18 protein-coding genes are annotated in these 16998 nt (G+C 68.3%); 9 read left to right on the top strand and 9 right to left on the bottom strand.

Annotation, left to right across the window (positions count from 1 at the left end; genetic code table 11):
• Positions 1-10: 10 nt before the first annotated feature.
• Together EV649_RS08430 and EV649_RS08425 are read right to left on the bottom strand one after the other, a co-directional pair.
• The gene (locus tag EV649_RS08430; RefSeq protein WP_130382128.1) at positions 11-667 is read right to left on the bottom strand and encodes a hypothetical protein; all 657 of its coding nucleotides are present in this window, start codon (positions 665-667) and stop codon (positions 11-13) included.
• Entirely contained in the window at positions 664-1233 is a 570-nt protein-coding gene (locus EV649_RS08425; RefSeq protein ID WP_130382126.1) for a helix-turn-helix domain-containing protein, read from the bottom strand. Before EV649_RS08425 ends, EV649_RS08430 begins: the two co-directional genes overlap by 4 nt.
• A gap of 316 nt (positions 1234-1549) precedes the next feature.
• Between EV649_RS08425 and EV649_RS08420 the strand changes: the two genes are divergently transcribed.
• The 8 genes from EV649_RS08420 to EV649_RS08385 all read left to right on the top strand — a co-directional run bounded on the left by EV649_RS08420 (position 1550) and on the right by EV649_RS08385 (position 10204).
• Complete coding sequence (locus tag EV649_RS08420; RefSeq protein ID WP_130382124.1) at positions 1550-3667, top strand: alpha-galactosidase; 2118 nt, start codon at positions 1550-1552, stop codon at positions 3665-3667.
• Positions 3668-3702: 35 nt separating this feature from the next.
• Positions 3703-4644, top strand: a complete 942-nt coding sequence (locus EV649_RS08415) for a sugar ABC transporter permease (RefSeq protein WP_130382122.1) — start codon at positions 3703-3705, stop codon at positions 4642-4644.
• Positions 4641-5522, top strand: a complete 882-nt coding sequence (locus tag EV649_RS08410) for a carbohydrate ABC transporter permease (protein WP_130382120.1) — start codon at positions 4641-4643, stop codon at positions 5520-5522. The genes EV649_RS08415 and EV649_RS08410 overlap by 4 nt, the downstream gene beginning before the upstream one ends.
• The gene (locus EV649_RS08405) at positions 5522-6877 is read left to right on the top strand and encodes a sugar ABC transporter substrate-binding protein (protein WP_130382118.1); all 1356 of its coding nucleotides are present in this window, start codon (positions 5522-5524) and stop codon (positions 6875-6877) included. Before EV649_RS08410 ends, EV649_RS08405 begins: the two co-directional genes overlap by 1 nt.
• Positions 6878-7047: 170 nt before the next feature.
• Positions 7048-7536: a DUF1707 domain-containing protein gene (locus tag EV649_RS08400; RefSeq protein WP_130382116.1), complete on the top strand. Its 489-nt coding sequence runs from the start codon at positions 7048-7050 to the stop codon at positions 7534-7536.
• Entirely contained in the window at positions 7533-7946 is a 414-nt protein-coding gene (locus EV649_RS08395) for a hypothetical protein (protein ID WP_130382114.1), read from the top strand. Before EV649_RS08400 ends, EV649_RS08395 begins: the two co-directional genes overlap by 4 nt.
• Positions 7939-9393 (top strand): multicopper oxidase family protein, encoded by a 1455-nt coding sequence (locus tag EV649_RS08390; RefSeq protein ID WP_241997878.1) that lies wholly within the window; start codon positions 7939-7941, stop codon positions 9391-9393. Before EV649_RS08395 ends, EV649_RS08390 begins: the two co-directional genes overlap by 8 nt.
• Before the next feature lie 43 nt (positions 9394-9436).
• Complete coding sequence (locus EV649_RS08385; protein WP_130382112.1) at positions 9437-10204, top strand: hypothetical protein; 768 nt, start codon at positions 9437-9439, stop codon at positions 10202-10204.
• 2 nt (positions 10205-10206) lie between these two features.
• Here EV649_RS08385 and EV649_RS08380 read toward each other — a convergent pair whose 3' ends face one another.
• From EV649_RS08380 to EV649_RS08355, 6 genes are all read right to left on the bottom strand, one after another.
• Positions 10207-10428, bottom strand: coding sequence for a hypothetical protein (locus EV649_RS08380; protein WP_130382110.1), 222 nt, complete (start codon positions 10426-10428; stop codon positions 10207-10209).
• 80 nt (positions 10429-10508) lie between these two features.
• Entirely contained in the window at positions 10509-11609 is a 1101-nt protein-coding gene (locus EV649_RS08375) for a sulfite oxidase (RefSeq protein ID WP_130382108.1), read from the bottom strand.
• Between the two features lie 42 nt (positions 11610-11651).
• A complete protein-coding gene (locus EV649_RS08370) occupies positions 11652-12260 on the bottom strand; it encodes a response regulator transcription factor (RefSeq protein ID WP_130382106.1) in 609 nt (202 codons plus the stop codon).
• A gap of 10 nt (positions 12261-12270) precedes the next feature.
• The gene (locus tag EV649_RS08365; protein ID WP_198682360.1) at positions 12271-13404 is read right to left on the bottom strand and encodes a sensor histidine kinase; all 1134 of its coding nucleotides are present in this window, start codon (positions 13402-13404) and stop codon (positions 12271-12273) included.
• 78 nt (positions 13405-13482) lie between these two features.
• Complete coding sequence (locus EV649_RS08360; RefSeq protein WP_130382104.1) at positions 13483-14217, bottom strand: ABC transporter permease; 735 nt, start codon at positions 14215-14217, stop codon at positions 13483-13485.
• A complete protein-coding gene (locus EV649_RS08355; RefSeq protein ID WP_130382102.1) occupies positions 14214-15122 on the bottom strand; it encodes an ABC transporter ATP-binding protein in 909 nt (302 codons plus the stop codon). Before EV649_RS08355 ends, EV649_RS08360 begins: the two co-directional genes overlap by 4 nt.
• A 208-nt stretch (positions 15123-15330) precedes the next feature.
• Between EV649_RS08355 and EV649_RS08350 the strand changes: the two genes are divergently transcribed.
• A complete protein-coding gene (locus EV649_RS08350; protein WP_241997876.1) occupies positions 15331-15984 on the top strand; it encodes a DUF1269 domain-containing protein in 654 nt (217 codons plus the stop codon).
• Between the two features lie 7 nt (positions 15985-15991).
• Here the strand turns inward: EV649_RS08350 and EV649_RS08345 are convergent, their stop codons facing one another.
• Positions 15992-16954, bottom strand: coding sequence for a hypothetical protein (locus tag EV649_RS08345; RefSeq protein WP_130382100.1), 963 nt, complete (start codon positions 16952-16954; stop codon positions 15992-15994).
• Positions 16955-16998 lie beyond the last annotated feature (44 nt).

Here is a 16998-nt window from a genome sequence, read left to right as displayed (position 1 = left end):
CACCGTCGTGTCAGTGTCGCTCGCTCCACCACGCCTGCCAGCGAGCGTGCAGGTCCTCGCGGTCGGTGTCGCCGTACACCGACAGGATCGCCATCGTGGCGCCCTCCGGCTTCCGGTCGCCGGGCGGGACGTGGCTGAGCACCAGCAAACCGTTGCCCCAGGCATCTACCGTGAGGCCGAGCTGGTGGTCGGAGCGGTACCAGACCTCGCACTTGACGCTCTCGCCGATCAGGTCGAGGTCGAACGCGTCGCCGGCCGGAATCTGCAGTTCGTCGATGGGGGAGACGGCGCCGGTGCCCGAGTAGAACAAGGTACGGCGGGGATCGTCCGGATGCCGTTCGACGGCGAAGCGGAGCTGGTGGAGGAACGTGATCCAGCCCTCGGTGACGTCGTCGTAGTACGCGTCCCATTCGGGGTTGGCGCCCAGCGGCGCGCGCGTCAGCGTGATCCGGGATCCGCCCACGACCGCCTCGACCGCGAACTCGTCACCGTTCCCGAGCCGCAGCGTCGTACCGTCCTCGACGGTCTCGGTGAAGTAGATCAGGTCGATCTCTTCGTCGAGACCGCCTTCGTACTCCCAGCCGTGCCAGTGCCGGATCTTCTCCTTGTTCCGCAGCGCGTCCCACACTGTCTCCACCGGGGCGGCCACCGTCACCACGATCTTCATGTCTCTCCCTCGGTACGGCGGGGCGCGGGATGTCCGCCCGCGATCAGCCGGTACGGCCGCCCGCCCTCGCTGTCGAACTCCTCGACCACCTGCTGCATCGCGGCGGTCAACGCGTCGGTGAACCGGTGTACGTCGCTCGGGTCCGCGAACCGCACCTCGGTCTCGAGCGTGAACGTCAGCAGCCGCTTCCCGTCCGCGTCGGCCGCGGTCTGCATCCGCGCGACGTCCCGCACCGTCCCCGCGGCGACCTCGACCAGATGCTCTGCGGCGTACTGGTCCTGGATCTGCGTGAACGCACGTCCCATGACGCCCGGATCGACGACCAGATCGGCCGACGCGCGTAGTATCCGCTCGGTGAACCCGCGCCGCCGTCGCTCCTCGACGAGCTCGACCAGGCCGGCCTTCTCCAGCTCGCGCAGGTGGTAGTTCACCCGCTGGCGGGGCAGGTCGAGCGCGGCCGCGAGCTGGGTCGCCGATGACGCCTCCCGCAGCAGTTCGAGCAGCCGCCGCCGGATCGGCGACAACGCCAACCGCACCTTCTCGGGCTCCTCGAGATACCGCAGCATCCCCTCAATCTCCACTTGACAGGAAAATTTGTCAAGAGAGTGCCCAACGCCCACGCCATCACAATTGGCCGTAGCCGGGGTCGCTACGCGGGGATCGGCTCGGGGGCGCAGTTGTGATGGCCCGGGCGTCGGGCCGTGGCCCGTCGACACCTGGCTCCGGTCGGTGCGAAAGCGGAGCGTCAGTCGCTGATCACGCGCCTTTTCCCTCGTTGTAGAGCTCTAGGGTATTTACTTAACTTCGTGAAGCATTGACAACGGGGCTGGCGGGGTAAATAGTTCCGTCCTGAAATCAATCAGAAAGCAGAGTGAATCAACAGTGTCGAACATCGAGATTCTGCAGCTCCGCGCCGGTGGCGTCAGCCTGGTGCTCGATTGCTCCGGTCCGGCCCTTCCGTCCGTCCTGCACTGGGGTGCGGATCTGGGCGAGTTGGCCGACAACGCTCTGCTGGAACTGCGCCGCGGCGCGGGTGCGGTCCAGGAAGGCAACGGCCTGGACGAGAACCGTCCGATCGCGATCGTGCCGGAGTACTCGGCCGGCTGGTTCGGCCTGCCCGGCCTGAACGGCCACCGCGACGGTCAGGACTTCTCGGCGAGCTTCACCCTGAACAGCGTCGCCCAGACCGACAACACCGTGCAGATCGACGCCGCCGACGCCGGGCTCGAGCTGAGGCTCACCGTCGAGCTGACGGACTCGGGTCTGGTGCGGAGCAAGGCCGACCTGACCAACACCGGCGAGACGCCGTACACGGTCGACGGGCTGTACCTCGCGCTGCCGGTGCCGACCGAGGCGACCGAACTGCTCGACATGACGGGCCGGCACATCGGCGAGCGGCACCCGCAGCGGCACGCGTTCACGCAGGGCGCCCACATCCGCGACAACCGCCGCGGCCGCACCGGCGCCGACGCCACGCTGTTGCTGCTGGCCGGCACCCCAGGCTTCGGCTTCCGCGCCGGCGAGATCTGGGCCGTGCACACCGCCTGGAGCGGCAACCACCGAACGTATGCCGAGCGCGGCATGAGCGGGTACGGCGTGATCGGCGGCGGCGAACTGCTCCTCCCGGGCGAAGGCCGCCTCGAGCCCGCCGGCACCTACAGCACCCCGTGGATCTACGGCTCGTACGGCGTCGGGCTCGACCAGGTCTCGCACCGCTTCCACGACTTCCTTCGCGCGCGCTCCAACCACCCGCGGACCGAGCGTCCCGTCGTACTGAACACCTGGGAGGCCGTGTACTTCAACCTCGACCTGGACAAGCTGAAGGCGCTCGCGGACGCGGCCGCCGCGGTCGGGGCCGAGCGGTTCGTACTGGACGACGGCTGGTTCCGCGGACGCCGCGACGACCACGCCGGCCTCGGTGACTGGTACGTCGACGAGGGAATCTGGCCGAAGGGCCTGCACCCGCTGGTCGATCACGTGAAGGGTCTCGGCCTGCAGTTCGGCCTGTGGGTCGAGCCGGAGATGGTGAACCCGGACTCGGACCTGGCGCGCGAGCACCCGGACTGGATCCTCGCCACCGGCGACCGGATGCCGCCGACCGCACGCCACCAGCAGGGCCTGAACCTCGGCGTCCCGGCGGCGTACGACTACATCCTCGAGCGGCTGGACAGCATCCTCAGCGAGTACGACATCGCGTACCTGAAGTGGGACCACAACCGCGACTTCGTCGACGGCGGCAACCAGCACACGGGTACGGCGGGCATTCACGAGCAGACCCTGGCGGTGTACCGGCTGATCGACGAGCTGAAGCGCCGGCACCCGGGGCTCGAGATCGAGTCCTGCTCGTCCGGCGGCGCGCGGGTCGACCTCGGCATCCTGGAGCGCACGGACCGGATCTGGGGCAGCGACAGCAACGACGCGCTCGAGCGGCAGACCATCCAGCGCTACACGCAGCTCCTGCTGCCGCCGGAGCTGATCGGCTGCCACGTCGGCCCGCCGCGGGCGCACACCACCGGCCGGACGCAGACGCTGTCGTTCCGCGCGATCACCGCGCTGTTCGGCCACTTCGGCATCGAGTGGGACATCGCCTCGGCGAGCCCCGAGGAACGCCAGGAACTCAAAGGCTGGGTCGCCCTGCACAAGGAACTGCGACCGCTGCTGCACACCGGGTCGGTCGTTCGCGCCGACCGCGGGCCCGAGGACGTGCTCGTCCACGGCGTCGTGGCCCAGGACGGGTCCCGTGGCGTGTTCAGCGTCGTACAGGTCGCGCAGTCGGTGACCTCGGCCGTCGGCCGGGTCCGGCTGCCCGGACTGGACCCGCAGCGGACGTACCGGATCAGCAAGGTCGCGACACCCGGACCCGAGTCGCGGTCCGCGGCCTGGTCGGCCGACGGTGGAAGCGTGGAACTGAACGGCGCCGCCCTCGCCTCGGCCGGAGTACTCATGCCCGTGCAATGGCCCGAGAGCGCGATCTTGCTGGACGTGACAGCGGTGGGGTAAGCCCGCCTGCCGCCAAACAGAGAAGGAGATCCCCCGTGACCACGACCAACGCACCACCTACCAGGAAACGAAGTCACGGGGACTCCGCAGCGCCACCGAGGAAACGGCGAAACCTCGGGGACCTGAAGGTCGCGATGATCTTCATCGCCCCGGCGACCCTGGGGTTCGTCGTGTTCTACATCTGGCCGACGCTGCGCGGCGCGTACCTGAGCTTCACCGAGTACAGCCTGCTCTCGGCGCCGAAGTTCAACGGGCTGGCCAACTACGAGCGGATGGTCCAGGACAGCTTCTTCTGGAACGCGCTCGGCGTCACGGTCGAGTACGTCGTGATCAACATCGGGGTGCAGACCGTGCTGGCGGTCGGGATCGCGATGCTGATGTACCGGCTGACGAAGTCGATCACGGTCCGCGCGGTCATCCTCGCGCCGTACCTGGTCGCAAACGTCGTCGTCGCGCTGGTCTGGTACTGGATGCTCGACGTGCAGGTCGGCGTCGTGCAAACGTTCCTGGGCTGGGTCGGGATCGATCCGGTGGCGTTCTTCGGTGACTCGCACTGGGCGATCCCGACGGTCGCGGGGATCAACGTCTGGCGGCACATGGGGTACACCGCGCTGCTCGTGTTCGCGGGGCTGCAGACGATCCCGAAGTACGTCTACGAGGCCGCCGAGGTGGACGGGTCGACCGAGTGGAAGACGTTCTGGCGGATCACGTTGCCGCTGCTGCGGCCTGTTCTGGTGATGGTCCTGGTGGTCACCATGATCGGGTCGTTCCAGATCTTCGACACGGTCGCCGTGACCACGCAGGGCGGTCCGATCAACGCGACCCGGGTCATCTACTACTACATCTACGAACGGGCGTTCACCCGGTTCGACTTCGGGTACGCGTCGGCGATGGCGCTGGTGCTGTTCGCGATCCTCGCGGTCGTGTCGCTGCTCCAGCTGCGGTTGCTGCGGGCGAAGGAGAGTGATCTCGCATGACGCGGCAGGTGAGTGTCGGGCGTACGGTCGCGTGGATCTTGTTGTTCGTCCTGCTGATCGTCACGCTGTTCCCGTTCTACTGGATGTTGCGTACGGCGTTCTCCGACAACACGCAGCTGCCCGGTCACCCGGATTCGCTGCTGCCCGTGGAGACCACGCTCGGCGCGTTCAAGCGGGTGCTCGGACTGGCGTCGATCGAGGAGGCGCAGGCGCAGGGCGGTTCCGGCGCGGCCGTGAACTTCTGGCTGTACCTGCGCAACTCGTTGGTGGTGGCAACCATCACGACGGTGTGCCAGGTGTTCTTCAGCGCGATGGCGGCGTACGCCTTCGCCCGGCTGCGCTGGCCCGGACGGGACAAGGTGTTCGCGTTGTTCCTGGCCGCGCTGATGGTGCCGCCGATCTTCACCACACTGCCGAACTTCGTGCTGATCAAGAACCTCGGGCTGCTGAACAGCTTCGCCGGCATCATCCTGCCGGGCGCGTTCATGACACCGTTCGCGATCTTCTTCCTGCGGCAGTTCTTCCTCGGCATCAGCCGAGAGCTCGAGGAGGCGGCGATGATCGACGGCGCCGGGCACCGCAGGATCTTCTTCGGGATGATCATCCCGCTGAGCGCCGCGCCGATCGCGACGCTGGCGATCCTGACCTACATCAACTCGTGGAACGACTACTTCTGGCCGTTGCTCGTCGGGCAGCAGGAGAACGTGCGGGTGCTGACGGTCGCGCTGGGCGTGTTCCGGTCGCAGACGCCGCAAGGCGGTCCGGACTGGGCCGGGCTGATGGCGGCGACGCTGATCGCGGCGCTGCCGATGATCATCCTGTTCCTCGCGTTCGCCAAGCGGATCACCAATTCCATCGGCTTCTCCGGGATCAAATGATGAACCTCTCACGAAGGACCCTGCTGAAGGCAGGACTGGGCGCGCTCGCCGTACCGGCTGTTGCCGCATGCAACAACGGTGCGGCGGCGCGTGGCGACGGCGAGATCATCTACTGGCTGTGGGACTCCGCGCAGCTGCCGATGTACACCGAGTGCGCGAAGGTGTTCCACGAGCAGAATCCGCAGTACACGGTGAAGATCGAGCAGTACGGGTGGAACGACTACTGGTCGAAACTCGTCACCGGGTTCATCTCGGACACCGCGCCGGACGTGTTCACCGGGCACTCGTCGAAGTACCCGCTGTTCGCGGACAAGGGGCAGGTGCTGCCGATCGACGACTACGTTGCCAAGGACAACGTCGATCTGAGCATCTACCAGAAGGGGCTGGCGGACCGCTGGATCGGGGCCGACGGCAAGCGGTACGGCCTGCCGAAGGACTGGGACACCGAGGTCTACTTCTACAACAGCGCGCTCACCGAGGCGGCCGGGATCAGTACCGAGCAGCTCAACTCGATGACGTGGAATCCGAAGGACGGCGGCACGTTCGAGCAGATCGTCCAGCGACTCACGGTCGACTCCAAGGGTCGTCGCGGCGACCAACCCGGGTTCGACAAGAGCAACGTCAAGGTCTACGGGCTCGGGTACGCCGACGCCGGTGGTGGCGACGGGCAGACGAGTTGGAGCTGGTACGCCGCGAGCAACGGCTGGAAGTACTCCGAGGGAGAACCGTGGGGGACGAAGTTCTTCTACGGCGACCCGAAGTTCACCGAGACGATCGGGTGGTGGCGTGGGCTCATCACCAAGGGGTACATGCCGACGTACGCGCAGGCGAAGTCCGGGGTTGACGTGACGACCTCGTTCGGTGCGGGGAAGTACGCGATCACCCCGAACGGGTCCTGGATGCTCGGGACCTACGGGGAGCTGAAGCAGGTGAAGACGAAGCTCGCACGGCTGCCGATCGGACCGGTCGGGAAGCGGATGTCGATGATGAACGGGCTCGCGGACACCATCTGGGCCGGCACCACGCGGCGGGACGCCTCGTGGGCCTGGGTGAAGTTCCTCGGCTCGCAGACCGCCCAGGACATCGTCGCCAAGGCCGGGGTTGTGTTCCCGGCGGTGGCGGCGAGCATGCCGGCAGCGAAGGCGGCGTTCGCGAAGAGCGGGTGGGACGTCACACCGTTCCTCGAGCCGGTCGAGGCCGGTGACGTCTTCCCGTATCCGGCCAACCCGAACGCGGCGGACGTGACGGCGGTGATGACACCGGCTATGGACGCGGTGATGTCCTTCGAGGCCGAGCCGGGGTCGCTGGCGAAGGCGAACAGAGATGTGAACAAGATCCTGTCAGCAAACGCCTGAGGGTTCACCCTGGGGCGCACTACGCCCGGGGGAGTACGTCGTACTGCGTCCAGCGGTGCAGTGTGCTCCTCCGGGGGTAGGGGAGGTGCCGCCGCTGAGGCGACGCGGTGGAAGCGGTTTGAAAGACAGTCTTGGTGTCGTTGGAAGAACAACGAGCATCGAGGAGTGTCATGAACGACGAGAGGCCGGGCGGATCGATCCGTATCGGCGACAGTGAGCGTGAGGATGCCGTCAGGCGTCTGGGCGAGCATTACGAAGCCGGCCGGCTGAGCGCGGACGAACACTCCGAGCGCGTCGAGCAGGCGCTGAAGGCGCGGACGAGCGCGGACTTGGACGGGCTGTTCGCCGACCTGCCGAAGGCCCACCAGGCTGATGGTGACGGTGGTGACGGCTGGGCCGGTCCGTGGGGTTGGCGCAAACAGCCGTGGACTGCACCGGAGACCTCTGCCGGAGCCAGTGGGCCGGGGCGGCCGGCGTGGGCGGCGCGGGGGTTCTTGGGCAGGGTGCCCTTCCCGTTGCTGATCCTGCTCGGCGTGTTCGGCGTACTGGCCACGATCGGGTGTGTGGTGGGTGGCGGGCATCCGCCGATCCTGCCGCTCGCGCTGATCGTGGCGGCCGTGTTCGTGGTGCGGAAGCGCCGGATGGAGCGGCGAGCATGAGGAACGTGTACCGGGTCGTGGGGATGCTGATCGCGATCGCGGTCGTGCTGCAGGTCGCCTCGATCGCGCTGGCCGGGTTCACGATCGCGAAGGACGCCGACGACGGCACCTCGATCGGCGCCGACTACAGCAACTTCGGGCAGAGCTACCACAGCATCGCCGGTTCGGTGATCGCGCTGCTCGCGCTGGTGTTCCTGATCGTGTCGTTCCTGACCGACGTACCGCGGGGCCGGGTGATGGCCGGGATCGTGGTCGGTCTGGTGGTCGTGCAGTTCCTGCTCGCGGTGGTGTCCTTCGGGGTGCCGGCGCTCGGGCTGCTGCACGGCATCAACGGGCTCGTGATCGCCGGTGTGGCGAGCGCGGGCGCGCGGCGGGCCGCCGTACCGAATCAGCCTGTGACCAGTGGCTGACGTCAAGAACCGCCGGTGGGGCCGGCTGGTTGCTCTGGGGGTGACCCTGGCGGTACTCGTACCGCTCGGGTACCTCTGGGCGACCAGCCTGGTCCCCGGGGAGTACAACCCGGCGGAGATGGGGTACGCCGACTACGGCGGCGGACCGTCGATGGACCATGAGCACCACGCGATGAGCGGCATGAGCGTCGCGGAGTTGACGGGGCCCAAGACGGGTACGCCGAACGTCGACGTGACGCTCGTGGCGCGGAAGCAGAGGTTCCAGCTCGCGTCGGGGGAGACGATCGACGGGTACACGGTGAACGGGACGTCGCCGGGACCGCTGATCCGTGCGCGGGTGGGCGATCTGGTACAGGTCACGTTTGTGAACGAGTCCGTGAAGGACGGCGCGACGTTGCACTGGCACGGGATCGACGTACCGAACGCCGAGGACGGGGTCGCCGGGGTGACGCAGGACGCCGTACCGGTGGGTGGGAAGCACGTGTACCGGTTCAAGGCTTCGCAGGCGGGGACGTACTGGTACCACTCGCATCAGGTGTCGAGCGACGAGGTCAAGGGCGGTCTGTTCGGCCCGATCGTGATCGCGCCGGCAGTTCCTGGTGAGGTTGTCGCGACGATCCACACGTACGACGGGAAGCGGACGATCAACGGGCGCACCGGGACCGGGCGGGTGGAACTGCCGGCCGGTACGACGGCGCGCGTGCGGGTGATCAACACCGACAACGCGATCCTCCGGGTCGGGTTGATCGGGACGCCGTACAAGGTGGTCGCGGTCGACGGTCGCGACATCCACGGGCCGACGCCGGTGACGGCTGCCTATCCGCTGCCTGCTGGCGGACGGGTGGATCTCGAGGCGGTGGTGCCGGCCGGTGGGATGCGGCTGGTGGCGGGTACGTCGGCGTTGTCGCTCGGGATCGGGTCGGTCGACGCTCCGAAGGCTGACCTGCCGGGGGAGACGGTGGATCTGCTGAAGTACGGGACGTCGGCGCCGATCGGGTTCGATCCGGCGAAGGCGGAGCGGAACTTCGAGTACCGGATCGGGCGGCGGCCCGGGTTCCTGGACGGTGTGCCGGGGTTGTGGTGGACGATCAACGGCCACAAGTTCCCCGACGTACCGATGTTCATGGTCGCCGAGGGAGACGTGGTCCGGATGAAGATCTCCAACACCAGCGGCCAGGCCCACCCCATGCACCTGCACGGCCACCACGCCGTCGTCCTCTCCCGCAACGGCGTCGCGGCGACGGGTTCACCGTGGTGGGTCGACACCGTAGAGGTCGGCAACAAGGAGACCTACGAGATCGCCTTCGTCGCCGACAACCCCGGCCTCTGGATGGACCACTGCCACAACCTCCCCCACGCCTCCGAAGGCCTGATGACCCACCTCATGTACGAAGGCGTCACCACGCCGTACCGAGTAGGCGGCGACTCCCACAACGAACCGGAATGAAACCGCTGACCGTCGGGGCACGTCCATCCCTCATGATGTTCCGATGAGCGACGACGACCTCCACGGCCGTCAGCAGGTGCTGTTGCTCGCATTCTTCGTCACGGTCGGCGGCGGACTGTACTTCGTCGGGTGGCTCACCCGCCCGAGCTTCCTCTACGACAACCCGCTCGTCTGCGCCGCCATCGCGGGCGGGGCTTGCTTCCCCGCCCGCTGGCTCGCCGAGCTGTTCCCATGGTGGAAGGGCCTCGCACAACCCAGCAGGCGCACGCAGGCCCGGCGCGAGGGTGCCCGCCAACGCGAGCTGGCCGAAGCCCGGGAGGCGGCCGCTCTTCGCCGGTCTCAGACCGGGGAGGGCAGGCATCGGCGCATGGGGCGTCGACGGATCGGGCTCGTCGGGGTGCTGATCAGGACCGGCCGGGTGCTCGTCGGCGTGCCGATCGCGCTGGGGTCGCTCGCGATCCTGCCGCTAGGGATCGCGGCAGGCCACTACAACCAGCGGTTGGTCGCCGACGGCCCGGTGCTGCAGGCGGTGGTCGTCTCGGTCGAGGAAGACAAGTGGTCCAAGTACGACGACGTGACGGTGAAGGTGGCACATCCCGGCGATGGCCGGCCGGTCGAGGTGGACGGCGGTAACGAACTGGATCCGGTGCCCGCGGTCGGAGACCGGATCGGCGTGGTCGACGACCCGGAGAACCCGGAGTACGTGGTCGCCGCGGCCGTCGACTGGTCGACGCCCTGGTGGGTTTGGCCGCTCGGAATCGTCATCACCCTGCTGTGTCTGGGCATGGGCCTGGCGATCGCGTTCGGGTGATCTCAGGACGCCTCTTGGTCGTCGAGGTGCAGCACGTGCGCGCGGTGCAGGGCGGCGATGCGTTCGCAGGCGGCGGTGATGGCGGCTCGTTGGGAGTCGTACGAGCCCCACCAGAGCGGGTTGTCCGGCTGTGGATCGCGTTCGTCGCCGACGTCGGCGTACCACTCGCCGGCCGCACGGAACACCCGCGCGTGCAGGTGGATCTCTGTTCCCAGCTCGTTCACCGCACCACTCCTGGAGTGAGACCGTGTACATCTCCAGGATGAAACTGTTTCCGCGCGGAACGGCCGAACGACACGCAGGATCAGGTGACGAGGACTGTGATGCGCTGGGCGGTGTTGTTGCTGAAGCCGCCGCGGTTCCACTCCGCTTCGATGGGTTGTTCGCGGCCGCTCGCGTCGTACGCGCGGACCGTGAGGACGTGCTCGCCGGGTGTTGCCTCCCAGTCGTAGGCGAAGCCGCGCCAGGCCAGCTCGTCTTCGTTGCCAGTGGCACCCAACGTGGCCTCGTGCCAGTTCACGCCGGCGTCGGTGCTGACCTCGACCCGCTCGATCGGCGCCCACCCGGACCAGGCCCGGCCGAACAACGGAACGGTGCCAGCGGCAACGAACCGGTGCCGGCTCATGAAGTCCGGGAACCCCGGCGGGACCAGCAACGCCCGCGGCTCGATCCGCGTCACTGCGCGGCCCGGGTCGTCCGCGTCGGCCCGGATCCGGTACGCCACCGCGTTCTGGAACCCCTCGAACGCGTGGTCGATCACCTCGATCGACCGCAGCCACTTCACGCTCGCCATCCCGTACCAACCGGGTACGACGAGGCGCAACGGGTACCCGTGCTGCGGCGGCAACGGCGCACCGTTCATCTCCCACGCGACGAGCGCGCCGGAGTCGATCGCCTCCTCCACCGACAACCCACGCTGGTAGTCCTGCTCGACTCCGCGCTCCACACCATGGTCCGCGCCGGTGAACACCACATCCACGGCGTCGGAGCGCAGCCCGGCCAGCCGCAGCAGATCGGACAACAGCACGCCCGTCCACTCCGCCGTACCGACCGCCTCCGACAACCACGGTTGACTGATCGGCCGCGGCTGCAGCGTCGCCCGGCCGTTGCCGGCGCACTCCAACGTGACACGGACGGTACGGCGTCCCATCGCGCGCAACTCGGTCAGCCCGAACGCCAACGGTTGCTCGACGCACCCGTCCACGCTCAGCAGCCAGTCGCCCGCATTCGTTGCCGGGATGTCGTAATGCACCAGCACGTAGTGCAGTCCCGGTGGCGTCACGTCGTACCGCAGGCCCTCCAGCGGCATCCCGTGGTTCCGCGCCGCCAGCTGCAGCTCGTCGGCCGTGATCCCCTCGCCCGTGTCCGCCAACCGCCCCCGCACACTGAAATTCTCGATCGACATCGCAGATCCCTCCCCTGGGGTAACCCTAGGGGTAGAGACCGGCTACAACCACCCGTTGTCGAGGGCGATGCGCGCGGCTTCGGCCCGGGTCCGGGCGCCGGTCTTGCCGATGGCGGCGGAGAGGTGGTTGCGCACGGTGCCTTCGGACAGGTGCAGTTCCTTGGCGATGTCGGCGACGGTGCCTCCCTCCCGGGCGGCGCGCAGTACGTCGGACTCGCGGCCCGTCAACGGGCTGGTCCCGGCCACCAGAGTCTCGGCTGCGAGCGACGGGTCGACTACACGGAGCCCCTGATGCACCCGCCGTACCGCGTCCGCCAGTTGCGTCGCGGGCGTGTCCTTGACGACGAACCCGGCCGCGCCAGCCTCCATAGCGCGGCGCAGGTACCCGGGCCGGCCGAACGTGGTCACCATCAGCACCCGCACCCCTGGTACGGCGGTCCGCAGCGCGGCGGCCGCCTCGATGCCGTCCAGCCCGGGCATCTCCACGTCGAGGAGCGCGACATCGGGCCGGGCGTTCTTCGCGGCCTCGATCACCTCGTCGCCGCGGCCGACCTCGGACACCACCTCCAGGTCGGGCTCGAGGTCGAGCAGGGCGGCGAGGGCGCCGCGCACCAGCGCCTGGTCGTCGGCGATCAGCAGTCGGATGCTCACAGCCCCATCCTCACAGGCCGACCTTGACGGCCAGCCGGAACCCGCCGCCGGGCGCCTCGCCGACCTGCACAGTCGCGTCGGCCTGGTCCGCCCGTTCCCGGAGCCCGATCAGCCCGTGGCCCGACCCGTCCCCGCCCGGCGTAGGCCCCTTGCCGTCGTCGAGTACTTCGATCTGCGCCGCCGTGATCCGGATCGTGCAGCGCTTCGCGCCGGAGTGCCGTACGACGTTCGTGACGCCTTCCCGCACCACCCAGGCGAACAGTTCGCGGTTCTCCTCCGGTACTTCGTCGACCGTGGTCGGCAGATCCGCCTTGATCTCGGCGGCCTGCAGCGCGGCCCGCGCCGAGACGAGCTCACCGGCCAGGCTCAGCTCGCGGTACCCGGCGACAGCTGCCCGTACGTCGGCCAGCGCGGCCCGCGCCAGGCTCTCGACGTCCGCGACCTCCGCGGCCGCCCGCTCCGGGTTCGCCGCGATCAGCTTGCCGGCCAACTCCGCCTTCACCGTGATGACGGTGAGCGAGTGGCCGAGGATGTCGTGGAGATCGCGGGCGAACCGGTTCCGCTCCTCTTGCACGGCCAGCTCGGCCATGTCCTTGCGGGCCGCATTCAGCTCGATACTGCGCTGGATCGCCCGCCGCATCCCGAACACGGCCAGCGCGCCGAGGAAGATCGCGAAGCCGAAGCTGCCGTTGTCGGTCCAGCCCGGCACCACCCGCATCGCCAGCTCGACACCGCCGAGCAGCAGCGCGACGACGCCGACCGCGATCCGGAGATCGAGGGCCATCATCGCGACCGCGGAGATGTACACCAGGCAGGTGAGTGCCTGCTGACCCGCCGAAGGCAGCAGCAGGAGGCTCAGGGCGAGCATCCCGCCGAGGTACACCAGGCGCTGCCAGGTCGGCATACCGCGGGGGCCGATGCCGACCCAGCGGACCCACCCGAAGAATCCGAGGTACGAGAGCCCGAAGAGAGCGAGCGTGACCAGCCCGAGGACCCGGGTCGTCCCCTCCCGGTGGATGATCTCCTCGAACGGCTGGTTCAGGTAGAACAGCCAGACCCCGGCGGCCAGCCAACCCCACCGCCCAGGTCCTGGGCGGCCTCCGCGCTCGGCGAGCGCGTCCATCAGGGTCGGCGAAGTCTTCACGCTGGTCACGCTATCGCCCGGATCTTCAGGGACGGATGTTTCAGCTGTTTCAGTCACAGGGGATCGGTCTCGGACGTTTCAGGCGCGGGCGGTGTCGGCGCGGAAGCGGCGGAGTCCGATGAGCCCGAGGACGACGGTCCAGCCGATCACCACCAGCAGCGCGTGGGTGTCCACACCGCTCTCCGTCAGCGCACTCCGCGAGGTCTGGCCGGTCCAGTACGCCGGCGTGAGCTGGGCGATGTGCTTCATGATCGACGGCATCTGGTCGACCGGCAGCCACAGGCCGCCGAAGGCCGCGATCAGCATCGTGCTCAGGCCGGTGATCGGCTGCACGCTGTCCGGCTTCGCGATGTACCCGATGACCAGGCCGATCGCCGCGAACGGCAGCGCACCGAGCCACGACACCAGCGCGACCGTCAGCCACTGCGTGGCGCTCAGGTGCACGTGCCCGAAGATCATGCCGCACAGGAACACCACGATGAGCGGCGGGACCGCCAGTAGCAGGCTCAGAATGACCTTGTTCACGACGTACGCCTGCGGCTTCAGCGGGGTGAGTCGCAGCGTCCGGTTCCAGCCGCCGTCGCGTTCGGCCGCGATCACGCCGCCGCTGCTCATCGCCGCGGACATCGAGCCGAACATCGCCATACTGACCATCACGTACGCGATCGCGGAGATCCCGGCCTCGTTGGCGTCCTGCGGGATCGTCAGGCCGAAGATCAGGAACAGCACCAGCGGCATCAGGATCGAGAAGATCAGCACCCGCCGGTTCCGCAGCGTGCGGCGGATGTCGAAGATCAGATAGTCGCGGTTCATGCCAGAGTCTCCTGTGCCTTGTTCTGGTCGGCGATCGCGAGGACGGCGTCCTCGAGGTCGGCCGAGGTGACCTCGATGTCGTGGGCTGATGTGTTGCCCAGCAGATGCCGCAGCGTGTTGTCGGAGTCGGCGCACTGCAGCAGGACCACGTCGCCGCGGGTCTCGACATTCCGTACGCCGGGCAGCGACGCGAGCGCGGCGAGATCGGCGCCGGGGATCGTGGCGCGGATGGTCCGGCCGGAGACGCTCGCCTTGATCTGTGCGGCGGTGCCGTCGGCAACGATCTTGCCGTTGCGCATCAGCACCACGCGGTCGGCGTACGCGTCCGCCTCTTCGAGGTAATGGGTCGCGAACAGCACCGTGCGGCCGCGGGCGGTCTCGGCATGCATCGACGCCCAGAAGTCGCGGCGGGACTCGACGTCCATGCCGGTCGTCGGCTCGTCCAGCACGATGAGGTCGGGCTGCGGGATGATCGCCATCGCGAACCGCACTCGCTGCTTCTGGCCGCCGGACAGGCCCTTCATGGTCCGCTTGGTGAGGTCCGCGATCCCGGCCCGCTCGAGTGCCTCCTCGACGGGCATCGGGTCGTTGTGCAGGCCGGCCACCAGGTTCAGGAGTTCGCCGACCTTGGCGTCCTCGATGATCCCGCCGCTCTGCAGCATCACGCCGACCTGACCCTTGGCGATCGCGTCGGTCGGCGTACCGCCGTACACCTGCACCGTGCCCTGGTCCGGCTTCACCAGGCCGAGCAGCATCTCGATCGTGGTCGACTTACCGGCGCCGTTCGGCCCCAGCAACGCCACCACCTCGCCGGCCCGGATGGTCAGATCCACCCCGGCGACGGCCTGCACATCCGCATACCTCTTGGTCACACCCCGCAGGCTGACCGCAGTCGTTGTCGTCATACCTGAAGCCTGCTGGAGTGGGCCGCCGCACCCCTGGATCGCTCGTCACGACCCACCCATGACATCCGTCAGCCGGGTGCGGGTGAGACCTGGCACCGGGTGGCTTGCGGTGGTGGACTCGTGATCTGGGGAGAAAGTCGGCAACTGATGGGTGAGAGGGAGCGTCCAGTGAAGTGTTGATGCAGGGATTGCGATCGGGGTGGGTGAAGTGGGTACTGGAGCGCGCGGTGCGGCGGGAATCGTGCACGGCAGGGTGGGTGTGCGGCGGACGCGGGGTGGACTGGCGGCGGGGGTGCGGGTGCGGGTCGGCGTACCCCACCACGCACGCGCTGCGCGGGAGTCGGCGGATGGGCGCGAGGAGAGCGGTGCGATGGCGACGTTGACGGTGTGGAAGTTCGAGACCTGGGACGGGGCCAACCAGGCGATCGGGACGTTGGAGAGTCTGGCGAAGCAGAAGCTGATCCGGATCCATGACGCGGCCTCGGTGTCGTGGCAGCCGGAGAAGCGGCGGCCGCGGACCAGGCAGGTGCGGAACATGACAGGTCCGGGAGCGGTCGGTGGGATGTTCTGGGGGATGCTGTTCGGAACGATCTTCCTGATGCCCTGGGCGGGAGCTGCGATCGGCGCGGCGGCCGGAGCTGTGGCGGGCTCCCTGATCGACGTCGGGATCGACGACGACTTCATCAAGGAGGTACGCGCCCAGGTCACGCCGGGGACGTCGGCGCTGTTCCTGCTGTCCAGCGACGAGGTGGCGGACAAGGTCCGCGAAACCTTCCGGAGGACCGGCCTCCGGGCCAAGCTCATCCACACCGACCTGACCGACGATCAGGAAGCTGCCATCCACGAGCTGTTCGGGAACTGACGGGCAGTCACCGTTTCGCGAAGGCCAGAGCGTGCAGCCAGTCCTCTTCGAGGAGGTCGTGGGTGCCGGGGCGGACGTGGTATCCGATGCCGTTCGGGGCGAAGGCGGGCATGGCGGCGACGACGGACAGGTACTCGCCGATCGGGTCGGCCCAGGCGTCGTCCTCGGCGCTGGCGACGTACACGCGGCGCGGGGCGATGCTCGCGAGGAGCTGGTGCTGGTCGACGGGCAGGCTGCTCTCGTTACCGGCGTACGTCGAGAACGACGGGACGAACCAGTGCGGGAACTTCGTGGTGATCGCGGCGATGTCCTCACCACCCGGATGACGGAACAGTGATGCGCCGCAACAACCGGACCCGTTGGAGACCGTGACCGCGAACCGCTCGTCCTGCGCACCTGCCCACAGCGCGGCCTTGCCCAGCCGGGAGTGCCCGAGCACGACCGCGTTCGCCGGATCGACGCCGTCGATGCCGCCGGCGATGTCGAGGAGGCGGGACAGTCCCCAAGCCCAGGCAGCGACCGCTCCCCACGACTCGGTCGGGAACAGCGCGCGTACGCCGGGTGTGGCGGGGGCCGGGTCGTCGGGCTCGATCTGTTGGTAGTCCACCGCGAGTACGGCGTACCCGGCCGCCATCACCTTCGCGGAAGGCTCCTCGTTGCTCTTGAAGTTGAGGGCGACGACGACCGGAACGGGGTGTTCGGCGCTCGCTCCGGCCGGCAGGTGAGTGATGATGTCGAGCTCGAGGTTGCCCAGTGGGCAGGCGATCACGGCGCGATGCCGCAAGCGGTCGGCTGCCCCGTCGAGGACGCCGTTGTCCCGCGAACGCAGTACCACCTCGGTCAACCGCCCACCTTCCGGCGTACGACCGTAGATCGTCCGGGCGAACTCGTCGACAACATCAGATCCGATAGCCGGCAGCCGAGGAACCTCAGCCCGCTGCCACGCCTCAGGGAGCGGTGAATCCATCATGGAGTCAGTCTCGCGCATGCACGCTGCTCGAAATCGGTTGACCG

The sequence above is a fragment of the Kribbella sp. VKM Ac-2569 genome, assembly GCF_004216905.1.
Lineage (GTDB): Bacteria > Actinomycetota > Actinomycetes > Propionibacteriales > Kribbellaceae > Kribbella.
This window is presented reverse-complemented; position numbering and strand designations above follow the sequence as displayed.